This window comes from Streptomyces sp. NPDC014006, from assembly GCF_043088925.1.
GTDB lineage: Bacteria > Actinomycetota > Actinomycetes > Streptomycetales > Streptomycetaceae > Streptomyces.
The window spans coordinates 1-11,222 of record NZ_JBICAJ010000040.1; the positions used below are offsets into that span (position 1 = coordinate 1).

Sequence of the window (11,222 nt, forward strand, 5' to 3'; positions counted from 1 at the left end):
CCCGCGGAGCGGGGCCCATCGCGCGGCGCGCGATGCAAGCGAACCACCGCGCTGCGCGCGGTGGTTACGCTCCCGCTCCGCGGGAGCGTTGACGGGATGCGCAGCATCCCGCTCATCCCGCCTGCGCAGCAGGCGGGATGACGTTCCGTTCGCTGCGCTCCCGGAACGGACGGGGGCTTGCGCCCCCGGGGGCTTGCGCTTCGCTTCAGCCCGGTCGGCGGTCCGCTGCGCTCCCCGCCTGGTGGGTCCCTGCGGCTGCGCCTCCGGGACCAATACGGCCCGCTGCCGCGGGCCGGGCTGGCTGCCTGAAGGCTCTTCAGCCACAGTGAGGCTGTGAGCAACAGGCCGGTGAAAATGGCCAGGAGGAGGACGGATGCCACATCTGCCGGCCGCCGGGAGACTGCCAGGCTGTCCAGGCGGTCGAGGCCGCCCACATCAGGACGCCTGCCGTGTAGAAGGCACGGATCCGGCGCAACTGCCGCACGGCCCGCAGGGAGATGATGCGATCAGTCTTGGATGCCATGCGGGCCCGTGTACCCCTGGGCCTGCTGTTCAGCAGACCGGGGTTCGCTTCTGCTGTTTCGGTCAGTTTTGCTCTTGCTGATGGGTACGTCCTTCGAAGTCGCGTCGTATGGCTGCGCCTTGGTCTTCGATCAGTCCTGAACCGTCGGGGAGGTCCAGGACGGCGCCGCAGTGCTGGCATAGCTTCCCGTTCTCGGCGGGTGTGCCGCAGGCCTTGCAGAACCGGTTGCGTTCGGTGTTCTCGGTCTTCTGTTCCATGGCCTCTTCCGGATGGTCGGCGGTGATGACTGTGGAGTACCCGTGGGTTCCGTGTCGATTCTTTGCGGCATCTGCTTCATTTTTTCTTTGCGATAGAGTCTGGAATCAGATGGCTGCAGTGCTGTGGGCGTGTGAGAGGCGTGTAATCCGCTGGAGACGGCGTCTGTGTCCCGCATCGGACTGTGGGAGCCGGGGATACGGTCAGGGCTGGCGGATCAATCCCCTTGGAGAAACTGGTGGTTGGCTGTGTGGGGGGTGAGAGGTGTTGTCCGGCCCGCCGGGGGAGGATGGATCGGATGGCTGTGACAGAACTTCGTCCTCATCAGCGTGAAGCCGTGGACGCGGTTCTCCGAGCACTCGAATTGCCTGCAAGATCGAGTGTGTCCGAGCGGGGGGTTGCGGACGCAAGGTGGTCATGGCGACCGGATCGGGCAAGACTCTCGTCGCCATGCGCAGTGCGGAGGCGCTGCAGGCGGGTCGTGTGCTGGTGCTCGTGCCCTCGCTCGACCTGCTCGCGCAGACAGGGGCCGCCTGGCGCGAGGGCGGGCCCAGCGAGCCGATGAGCGGGGTCTCCTCCCTGCGGGGGCCGGAGGCGTCCTTCCCGAACACCACGGACGTGGACGAGTTGGTCGCCTGGGCACGGCCGTTGGAGAAGGTGACGGTGTTGGCCACGTACGCCTACCTCGGGCTCGGCACGCTCGAGCGAGCTCATGCTGCCAGGCCTGCCGGGGTGGAACCTGATCGTCGTGGACGAGGCGCACCGGGTTTCGGGCAGCAGGATCGGGAAGCGTACATATCGCGTACCTATCGCGTACCTGCATCATGCGCCCGCTGTACCACCCCGGTGTGCTCTATCGTCAAATGCGGCTGAGGGGCAGGGGGTCTCGACGCCAGAAAGGTGGACCGACCAATGCTGGAGAAACGCCGAATCGCTGTTTTCGGTGCGGGCTACATTGGGCTCGTGACCGGCGCCTGCTTCGCGAAGCTGGGGCATGACGTCGTCGTTCGCGACATTCAAGAGGAACGCATCAAAATTCTCCAGAACGGCGGTCTCCCGATTCATGAGGATGGGTTGGGCGAGTTGATCGCGGAGAACGCCGACCGGCTGACGTTCACCCTCGACGCCGAGGAAGCTGTCCGGGATTCGAATGTCGTGTACGTGTGCGTGGACACTCCTTCGACACCGTCCGGGGACGCTGACCTGTCCAGAATCTGGCAGGTCGTCGACACGTTGGGCGAGGCCCGTCATCTGGCTGCCGTGGTGGTCAAAAGTACGGTTCCCGTGGGTACCGGTGCACGGGTCAGAGCTGCGATGGACAGGGCAGGACTCCAACACGTCGGTTATGCCTCGAATCCTGAGTTCACCGCCGAGGGACGGGCGGTGCGCGACTTCCTGAAGCCGGATCGCGTGGTGATCGGGGCCCATGATCCTCAGACCACGAAACTTGTCGCTCAGCTGCATGAGGGCGTGGACGGACCGGTCGTAGAGATGGACGTTCCGTCAGCGGAAATGGTGAAGCTGGCCGCCAACGCCCTCCTGGCTACGAAGATCAGCTTCACCAATGAGATCGCGACGGTCTGCGAGGCGACGGGTGCCGACGTTGAGCACGTCGTTCATGCGGTGGGCCTCGATCATCGGCTCGGACCGCATTACATGAAGGCCGGTGTGGGATGGGGTGGCAGTTGCTTCCCCAAGGACTCCCGGGCGCTGCGGGCTATGGCCAGCAACTCCGGATATTCGTTCCAGATGCTCAGCTCCGTGATCGAGGTAAACGACCTCCAGCCGCGGCGAGCGGTCCAGCGATTGAAGGACGAATTGGACGGCTGCCTCCGTGACCGGACCATCGCTCTCTTGGGCATCACGTTCAAGCCGGGAACGGACGACGTACGCGAGGCTCCGAGTACGATCCTCGCCTCACGGTTCCTGGCTGAGGGCGCTGCGGTCCGCTGCTGGGATCCGCTCGCCCGCTCCCTCGATACCGCTCCATGGCCGTCGACCACGCGCTACGCTACGCCCCTGGAGGCAATGACTGGCGCGGACGCGGTGGTCATCGTGACGGACTGGCCAGAACTGCGGGACGTCGCCTGGGACGAAGCGGCGGCCGCGATGGCTCGCCCGCTGATCTTCGACGGACGCAATCTGCTCGAACCGCGTCGGATGGGCTCACTCGGCTTCACTTACATGAGCGTGGGCCGCAGGACAGTACGCGGCGCGTAAAACCTCGATAAGTCCTCCGGCCCGTTCGGCGATTGTGAGTGTTGCCGAACGGGCCGGAAGACGCCGCTGCGCCAGATCCGTCGAGATCGACGGACCCGGCCCAGCCGGCCTTTACCTGTGCCGCGAGCTGTCGCGGGGTGCGCTGCTGTACATTGACCGCGTGAGGCGGCGAGGGTGCGCGCCGTTCTGATAGGCGCAGCCGCGATGTGAGACTCGGTCGTTTCGGAAAATCAGCATCTCGCCCGGCTTGAGACGGACCTGCACCCGATGCGTTTCGAGTGCCCGCCCGCGCAGGTAGTCGAGTGCCCTCTGCAGGTCGGGGTTCTCCTGGACGTTCCAGAGTTCGGTCGGTCCGTCCGAGAAGCGGGTGACCAGTGTTCCGTCTACCCAACCGAAGGCCGGCCCTGTGGCGCGCAGGCGGTCGGGGGCTGACTCCGAGATGGTCGCGAAGCGCGTCAGGGCCGCAGGGTCGAGAAGACTCTGCGCCGCGTGCTCATCGGTCTCCGCCAGCTCCGTGAAGGCATCGCAGGAGAAGAACAGCTCCGTCCCGCCGCCGGAATGCGCCTGGGTGAGGCAGTGAAGGATGGTGGTTTTGATTCCGCCGAGCGGTTCCAGCAGCCCATCCACATGGAAGAGTTGCCCCTGCATCTCGGACCACGGCTGCACCGACTTCGTGTCCCGGGGAATCTCGTTGTACGGCCCCACCTGGCCCACTGCAGCACGGACCTCCGGGTCCATGTAGAGCAGAGGGGTGTAGGCGCCGGGCAGCCCCAGCAACTGGGCGACGCGCCGGTGTGCCTCGAACGGGTCGTCGGCGATCACCGGAGTGGAGACGACCGCGTATCCACGCTCGTTCACTTCGGAGATCAATTCACGGTCTGTCACGTTTGGTTCTCCTTCTGCCTGTTGGTATGGGCTCTATGCGCCGGCACGTGCCCGGACACTGTCGTACATTTGTTCGTATCGGTCGGCGATGGTGCGCCAGCTGTAGTGCTGGACGACGAAGTCACGGGCGTTGCGTCCCCGGCGTGCGATCTCCTCCGGGTGGGTGAGGGCGCTCAGCAGCGTGGCGTGCAGGTCGTCGGTGTCGCCGGGGGCGGGTAGCCACCCTGTGGGCCGGGGCCCGCCGGGCCGGATGAAGCCGAGAGGGCCGCCGCTGGCCGAGGCGACGACGGGGATCCCTGAGGCCATCGCCTCCAGGTAGACGAGGCCGAAGGGTTCGTCCACGGAGGGGGCCGTAAACAGGTCGGCTGCGGTCAGGCCGTCGACCAGGTCCCTGTGGGGGCGCCATCCGGCGAAGTACACGTCGTCGGTGATGCCCAGGCGAGAGGCCAAGGCGTGCGGGTGCTCACCCTCCCACTCGCCGGGATAGCCGCCCAGGACGAGCAGGGTCGGGCGGACCGGTGCGCTCTGCCGGAGGGCGGCGAAGCTGTGCAGGAGCACGTGCAGATGCTTGAAGTGCAGGAAGCGGCCCATCCAGAGCAGCAGGGGGCGCCGTCGACCGTCGCTGTCGCGAAGCATGCGGTCGATGTCGGACTGCGTGTAGGCGATGGTGCCGGGTCCCTGGTCAGGCAGCCAGCCCTGCGGGTCCTCCACCAGCCAGCGGCGCAGGAGGGTGCGTCGGTCGGTGTCGCTGAGGGTGGGGTTGGGCTGGAAGCGGGTGGTGTCGACCCCATTGGGGATGATTTCGAGTCGGTGGGCGGGGACGTGGAGAAGTCTCTGCGCGAGTTCGTGGTCCTGCTCAGAGATGACGGTGATGCGCTCGCTGATCTGGGCGTGTTCCCTCAGCGCCCGGGCCCAGAATGCGGCGTGGGTCCAGTTGTCCCATCGGTCGCGGAGCAACTGTTCGGCGTTGCACGTGGCCGCTTCGTCGCCCTGGCCGATCAGGGAGAGCACCGAGCGCGGGTCACTCTGGAAGCGGTGACCGAGTTCGGCGACGGTCAAGCCGTGGACGGCGGCCAGCTGCATGCGGCGCTGCGCGGCGTCGAGAAACTTCAGTTCGGTGCCGTGCAGGGTGGTCACGACGGTGCGGCCGAGTCGGCGGGCGGCGGCGTGCTGGGGTGTGAGGTGGTGCAGGTGGAGCAGGCCGCCCGTGCCGGCGTCGTGTGCGGCGAACTTCCTGGTCCAGTAGTCCTCGATGTGTGTGGTGGTGCGGGGTGACACCGCGGAGAAGAGCCGGTCCGGCACGTCTCCGCGGTCTTCGTAGGAGGGGTGCAGGGGAACGGGTTCCTGCAGGGGGTCGCGGCCGGTGTTGTGGGCGGCGACGGCGGGGCTGTAGTCGGAGACGACCAGGTGGGCCGGGTCGTAGAACGACCATGCGTGCGAGTAGTCCCCGGGTGTGCCGAGTGATCCTGCGAAAACCCTGGCCGGTCGGCCTGCCGCGCGCAGGTGTTCTGTCAGGTACTTGACAACCAGGGATGATCCGCCGCGGGGGTAGAAAAGGATGCCGTGGTCCACGGTGCATTGGGCGATCAAGGTGAATCCTTTCTGCGTGTGTGGGCCGTGCTCAGGACATGTCGATGAGGACCGACGGGCAGGAGCGCGCGTCGTGGTGGTGGGACGCGATCAGCTCGTACATGGCGGCGAACACCCGATGGGTGAGGACCTGTCCGTCGAGGAAGGCGATCTTGTCGGTGATGGTCGCTTCCGGGGTACGGCCGGCGGCCATCGTGATGAAGGCCGCGGTGATGTCCCGTGGGGTGACGGCGCTGCTGTCGTGCGCGTTGTTGTAGACGTGCTCCCGTCGTCCCTCGCCGCCGACGAGCGGGTTGCGTCGGTGCTCCAGACGGATGCTGTACGCCTCGCCGACCGCGTCGTTCTTGGTCACGCGGAGGTGCTGGAGGTTGCCCTGGTGCAGGTCGATGACGTACTGCGACATCCGCCCCTTCTCGCGGTAGGCGACCGCGTCCTCGGCGTCGCGGGTGAGCGCACCCACGCTGCGGTTGGAACAGGAGTTGGAGGTGAAGCTGTAAGTGAGCACTCCGAGGGACTGCTGCCGGGAGTTGAGGAGCTCCACCGTGAAGGCGAAGTCCATCTCAGCCCGGGCGATGCGGTCGCTGAGTTCCACGGCGGGGAGCTCGACCTCGGAACGGGGATGCAGGAGCGTGCCGAGGACGTCGTTGAGTCCGGTCGCCAGGTGGTCGCCGACACGGCGGACGTACTGCAGGGTCAGGCGCAGAGCGGTGATCTGGCCGGGGGCGAGCAGGAGGTAGCGAGTCAGTTCGTCGAGGTAGTGGTAGCTGGAGAAGGCGAGCGCGCCCACGCCGTGCGTGTAGCCGTGCGCGTTACCCAGCGCGTACTCCTCAGGCAGCCGGAAGTTCCCGCCGGAAACGTTGATGTGGCCCATGGTCAGGGACTGCTGGTGGGTGTCGTGGACGTCCTGGATCAACTCGCCGACGCGCACGAACGCGTCGTTGGCGCGTCGCCGCAGGGGCACCGCGAACAGGTGGTCGGGCTGCGCTCGGTGGGCGTGCAGCAGCGCGTCGAACTGGCGGCGGATCTCGGCGGCACGGTCGGGGTTGAAGGCTGCATCCTCGACGCAGATGATCGGCTTGTCGCAGAGCACGGCAATGCCCTGGTCCGTTGCCCACTTCAGGTAGGGGAAGTGGGCAACGGGGTCGCAGGCGACGATGACCACGTCGAAGTGGTGCTCGCGATGAGCCTGCTGCAGGCGACGCTCCAGTGCATCGGTGGGCTCGCCCTGCTGGGGTCGGATCCACACGGGGCGGTCCTGCGTCACGATGGAGCGCAGGTGGGGCATGTGCCCCAGCAGTGCCTGGTCGTAGGGGTCGCGGAAGTCGCAGATGGCGGCCACGCGAACGAGGAAGCCCTGCTCCTTGAGGGTGAGGATGGCCGGTACGTGGTTCTCGGCCGCCGCCCAGTGGCCGCAGCCGCCGACCAGCAGGACGCTGATCGTTCGCAGTGAGCGTGAAGACATGGTGTCGTCCTTTCAAAGCAGTTTGCCGCCACCCGCTGAAGCGGGTGGCGGCAAACATGGATGAGGTGGGTGAGCGAGGCGGGACTCCGCTCAGAGGTCGAGCAGCGTGGTGACGAGGTCCCGCAGGTGCCGGCTGCCGCCGGTTTCGAGCGCGTGCTCACGGATCGTGCGCAGGCTGGCTGCGTCGGCCCGGCGCAGTGCGTCGCGCACGTCGGGGAGGTGGGGCACAGCGACCGTGAGGGCGGTGACACCCAGGGATGCCAGAACGACGGCGCTCACGGGATCACCGGCCGGTCCCCCGCAGGCGGACACGGCAACGCCCTTGGCGGCGCCGGTCGTGGCCACCGAATGCACGGTGCGGGTGACGGCGACGTGCAATGGGTCGATGTCGCGAGCGAGGGCCGGATTCGTACGTGAGGTCGCCGTGAGGTACTGGGTGAGGTCATTCATTCCGAGGCTGAGGAAGTCGACGTGCTCGACGAACTGGTCGACAGCCAGAGCGCAGGCCGGGACCTCGACCATCACTCCCAGGGGGAGGTCGGGGGCCGCCAGCTCGGCTTGGACCTCCCGTGCCATCTGCGCGGCCTGGATGAACTCCTCGATCGTGGTCACCATCGGGAACATCAGGCGCAGGAGGGCCCCGTCCTCGCGTGCGGCACGATAGGCCGCCCGCAGTTGCGGCAGGAACAGGTCCGGTCGGCGCAGACTCAGGCGGACGCCCCGCACCCCGAGGAAGGGGTTGTCCTCTCGGGGCAGGTTCAGCCCTGGCATGTCCTTGTCGCCGCCGATGTCCAGCGTGCGCAGCGTCACGGGCGCGTCTCCCACGGCACGGGTGATCGAGCGGTAGGCCTGGTAGTGCTGTTCCTCGTCAGTGAGGTTCTGTTCCTGGCCCAGGAACAGCAGCTCGGTGGCGAGGAGGCCGATGCCGTGGGCACCAGCCGCGTGCAGTTCGGCGGCCTGAGAAGCTCGCAGGATCGTTCCGGTGAGCGTGACCGGAGTCGTCCCGGCTGCGGTCCCGTCTGCGGATCGGGCGCGGGCCTGTGCGAGGGCACGGTCCTGGTAGGCGATCGCGGCGTGCAGGTCGCTGCCCGCCAACCCGACGTAGAGGGTGCCGGTGTCGCCGTCGAGGGCGCACATCTCCCCCTCCGGGATGGTCAGCACCCCGTCCCCAGCGGCAACCACGGTGGGAATGCCCAGGCCGTAGGCAACCTGTACGGCGTGGGAGGTGGGGCCCCCGGCGCTCGTGCAGAACGCAGCGATCTCGTTGAGGTCCAGTGCCGCAGTGTCTGCAGGTGTCAGGTCGTGAGCGATCAGGATGCTGGGCCCACTGGCAGGCGTTCCGACTTGGGTGTGCAGGTGCCGTACCGGGGCCACGACGAAGCCGCGGGTGCCACCGACACCGTGGTGAACAGTGGCTCCGTCAAGCACGAGGAGCGGGTTGCGGGAAGCGGGCTCTTTTGGGCCCCCCGTGGGCCTCGTGGAGTTCATCGAGTCGGTCATTCGTTTCTTGCTCCCTAAAAAGACTGTGAGGCACCGGATCGGCGGTCGCCGGTTCAGTGCCTCGCCGGGAGCCCTTCCCGGCACGGGCCGACCGGCATGGGAGGGAGGGATTTGCCAGGTGGAGCGCCCGCAGCGAAGCGAGGACGTACGACCTGGTGAATCCCTCCCTCCCATGCCAGGCTCAAGTGCCGGGAAGGTTTCGGCGGGCGCTGCTGGTGGCCGCCGATCCGGTGTTCACAGTCGCGCCGGTCGTTTCGGGTGCGCCGACTTGTCGGCGCACCCGAAACGACCGTCTATGCAGGTTTGCGTTCAGTTGGTTCTCAGTCTTGAGGTGTCAGTCCGGCGTGGGGCCAGTCCGGCGTGGGGCAGTAGTGTCTGCGGAACGCGGTTTCCCGCTGGGGTGCTTACGGTCACCGTGGTGAGCAGTGGCTCCCTCGAGCACGACGGGCGGGTTGTTCGCGGTCATCGGCCGTCTCCCAGCGCGGGACGGGTGTAGCCGAGGGGCTCGTGGATCCAGCCGGCTTCCTGCCAACGCTGCGAGTTCAGGCAGCGGCGGGCGTCGATGACCGTTCGGGGCTCGGCGTGTTCAGTGAGCACGGAGGGGTCGAGGTCGCTGAACTCCTGCCAGTCCGTCAGAACCATGAGGAGGTCGGCCCCCTCGACGGTGTCCTGTGCGGTGTCCACCACCGTGAGGTAGGGGTGGAGTCGGTCAACCAGGTGGTTGACGCTCGGGTCGTAGAGACGCACCGTCGCTCCGGCCTGGTGCAACCGCACGGCCACGTCGAGGGCGGGCGAGTCACTGATGTCGCCCACCCCGGGCTTGAAGCTAGCGCCCCACACCGCGACCGTCGCGTCGGCCAGGTTTCCGACGACGGTGCGCGCGTGGTCGACGGCCGTGATCCGGCGGGTGGTGTTGACCTCGTCGACGAGCGTGAGGAATCGGGCCGTTGTGTGGGCTCCGAGGTCCTCTGCCCGGTCGGCAAAGGCGCGGATGTCCTTGCCCAGGCAGGAGCCGCCCCATCCGAGGCCCGGCGTCAACCCGAACTCGCCGATGCGGGGGTCCAGGCCCAGGGAGCGGGCGACGACGGTCATGTCCGCGTCAGCGGCCCGGCACATGTCGTCCACGAGGTTGATGAACGACATCTTCGTCGACAGGAAGGCGTTGGCCGCCGCCTTCGTCAGGTCCGCAGTGACGAAGTCGGTGACCAGCAGCTCGGCCCCGGCGTCCACGAACGGCGCCCATGCCTGACGGACGACGGCCTCGACTACCTCACGGTCCGTGGGCGAGGTGCCGAGTACGAGCCGGGCCGGACGCAGCGTCGTCTCCATGGACAGGGCCTCGCGCAGAAAGTCCGGGCTCCACCCGATCCGCAGCTTCACACTCGACGGTGTGATGTCGGCAGCCAAAGCTGCCATTCGCTCCGCAGTGCCAACCGGGACAGTCGACTTTCCGATGAGGACGACGTCGCGGGTCAGCCGTCGGGCGATCTGCCGGATGCCGTCCTCAACGGCCGTGACATCCATCGTCGCGCCGTCCTGCTTCTGCGGTGTCGGCACGGCGAGGAAGAACAGCTCACCGTGGGCGACCGCCTCATCGAAGGAGTCGGTGAACCGCAGCCTGCCCGCGTCGACGTTCTTGCGGATGTAGTCGGTCACGCCGGGCTCGTCGAACGGGCAGCGACCGTCTTGGAGCGCCGCGAGCGCCTCCGGGTTGATCTCCACGCCCACGACGTCGTGCCCCACCTCGGCCAACGCAACGGTGTAGGGGGTGCCCAGTCGGCCGCAGCCGACGACGGTGATCTTCATGAGTCCTCCAGGAGTCCTGTGGTGAATGGGAGGCCGCCGCTGTCGCGACGGCCGGTGACGCAGGTCAGTTAGCGGGATTCGGAGCGGCGCCCCACGATCACCGCGGCCTGCAGGGTGGTGGCGAACAGCCCGCTGGGCTGCACAGTGCTCAGCGTCGATCGCAGGTCGGCCTCGAACGCCTCCTGCTTCTCGCCGAGGGTGGCCGCCGACGAGTAGGCGAAGGTGCGTTGCAGCCCCACGAGTTCGTCCAGCGTGTACTCACGTCGGTAGTCGGCCCTCAGCACGGACACGCGGTTGAAAGGCGACGCACGCACCATCGCCTCGTGTCCCACCTCAGGGCGGACGTACGGGGTGCTCGGACCCGCCAGATCCGCGGCGCCGAGGTGCTTCTCACGAAGCTTGACCAGCAGCGGGTGCCACCATTCCCGCTGTGTCTCGGGGGCGCGGTAGCCGACGATGGCGACGAATCCGCCTGGTCGCACGATCTTGTCGAGGGCCGTGAGGACCCGCTGGCGATCGAACCAGTGAAAGGCGTCGGCGATGACGGCGCCGTCGAAGGTACCCAGGCGGTCGACGTGATCCACCCTGGCGGCGTCCCCGCACCGCCACTCGACCGCTTCGGACACGCCCCGCTGCCTGGCCCATGTGCGGCCCTCGTCCAGCATCTCCTGCGACGCGTCCACCCCCGTGATCCGCATCCCACGCTCCGCCAGATCCAGCGCGAGAGTTCCCGGACCGCAGCCCAGATCCAGGACGCGGGCCGGGGAGGGGGCAAGGTGGGTCAGGTAGTCGATGACCACGGGGGCGTGCCGGCGACGGAACTTGACGTAGGGCTTCCCGCAGGAGGCGAAGATCCCTCCGGGATCCGCGTACACCCCGTCGCTGTGGGAAGCGGGCTCTTTTGGGCCCCCCGTGGGCCTCGTGGAGTTCATCGAGTCGGTCATTCGTTTCTTGCTCCCTAAAAAGACTGTGAGGCACCGG

9 protein-coding genes are annotated in these 11,222 nt (G+C 67.4%); 2 read left to right on the forward strand and 7 right to left on the reverse strand.

The genetic code is table 11. From position 1 onward, the window contains the following. Positions 1–585: 585 nt before the first annotated feature. Positions 586–780: a hypothetical protein gene (locus ACF1GV_RS42180; protein WP_391692426.1), complete on the reverse strand. Its 195-nt coding sequence runs from the start codon at positions 778–780 to the stop codon at positions 586–588. Between the two features lie 415 nt (positions 781–1,195). Here ACF1GV_RS42180 and ACF1GV_RS42185 point away from each other — a divergent pair, with 415 nt between their 5' ends. Then, entirely contained in the window at positions 1,196–1,651 is a 456-nt protein-coding gene (locus ACF1GV_RS42185; RefSeq protein ID WP_391692428.1) for a DEAD/DEAH box helicase family protein, read from the forward strand. Between the two features lie 39 nt (positions 1,652–1,690). Continuing rightward, positions 1,691–2,998, forward strand: a complete 1,308-nt coding sequence (locus ACF1GV_RS42190) for a UDP-glucose dehydrogenase family protein (RefSeq protein ID WP_391692430.1) — start codon at positions 1,691–1,693, stop codon at positions 2,996–2,998. 111 nt (positions 2,999–3,109) lie between these two features. Here the strand turns inward: ACF1GV_RS42190 and ACF1GV_RS42195 are convergent, their stop codons facing one another. The 6 genes from ACF1GV_RS42195 to ACF1GV_RS42220 all read right to left on the reverse strand — a co-directional run bounded on the left by ACF1GV_RS42195 (position 3,110) and on the right by ACF1GV_RS42220 (position 11,116). Beyond that, positions 3,110–3,883 (reverse strand): TauD/TfdA family dioxygenase, encoded by a 774-nt coding sequence (locus ACF1GV_RS42195; protein ID WP_391692432.1) that lies wholly within the window; start codon positions 3,881–3,883, stop codon positions 3,110–3,112. A gap of 33 nt (positions 3,884–3,916) precedes the next feature. After that, positions 3,917–5,473, reverse strand: a complete 1,557-nt coding sequence (locus tag ACF1GV_RS42200; RefSeq protein WP_391692434.1) for a glycosyltransferase family 4 protein — start codon at positions 5,471–5,473, stop codon at positions 3,917–3,919. A 31-nt stretch (positions 5,474–5,504) separates the two neighbouring features. Further along, entirely contained in the window at positions 5,505–6,935 is a 1,431-nt protein-coding gene (locus ACF1GV_RS42205; RefSeq protein WP_391692436.1) for a Gfo/Idh/MocA family oxidoreductase, read from the reverse strand. A gap of 90 nt (positions 6,936–7,025) precedes the next feature. Beyond that, the gene (locus ACF1GV_RS42210; protein ID WP_391692438.1) at positions 7,026–8,609 is read right to left on the reverse strand and encodes a putative PEP-binding protein; all 1,584 of its coding nucleotides are present in this window, start codon (positions 8,607–8,609) and stop codon (positions 7,026–7,028) included. Positions 8,610–8,897: 288 nt separating this feature from the next. Beyond that, a complete protein-coding gene (locus tag ACF1GV_RS42215; RefSeq protein WP_391692440.1) occupies positions 8,898–10,241 on the reverse strand; it encodes a UDP-glucose dehydrogenase family protein in 1,344 nt (447 codons plus the stop codon). A 68-nt stretch (positions 10,242–10,309) separates the two neighbouring features. Next, on the reverse strand, positions 10,310–11,116 hold the full coding sequence (locus ACF1GV_RS42220) for a class I SAM-dependent methyltransferase (RefSeq protein WP_391692442.1): 807 nt from the start codon (positions 11,114–11,116) through the stop codon (positions 10,310–10,312). Between the last annotated feature and the right edge of the window lie 106 nt (positions 11,117–11,222).